Origin of the sequence: Dyella ginsengisoli LA-4, from assembly GCF_000334915.1 — a bacterium.
GTDB lineage: Bacteria > Pseudomonadota > Gammaproteobacteria > Xanthomonadales > Rhodanobacteraceae > Dyella_A > Dyella_A ginsengisoli_A.
The window spans coordinates 1-270 of record NZ_AMSF01000026.1; the positions used below are offsets into that span (position 1 = coordinate 1).

At 68.1% G+C, this 270-nt stretch carries 1 protein-coding gene; it reads right to left on the minus strand.

Annotated features, from left to right (window positions below):
• The coding region (locus C693_RS21385; protein ID WP_198506850.1) for a hypothetical protein at positions 1–270 on the minus strand (270 nt) is incomplete at both ends.

The window sequence follows — 270 nt, forward strand, 5'->3', positions numbered from 1 at the left end:
TGCCGCCAAGGCTGCCGCCCGCACCGAAGACCACGCTGCCGGTGGCGTCGTCGAGATTGCCGATACCGCTGAAGCCTCCGGGCAACAGGGTGGTCACCGTGCCCGAGTTGCTGCCGCTGAGGTTGAAGGTCGCGCCACTCGCCTGGAGCGTGCCGGTGCCGCTGTCGGCGATGTTCTCGAACGAGGTCCAGCTCACCGTGCCGTTGTTGCCGGCATTGGCGCCGGTCAGCGTGTAGGTCTGGTTGTTGCCGGCGATGGTGTCGCCCACGC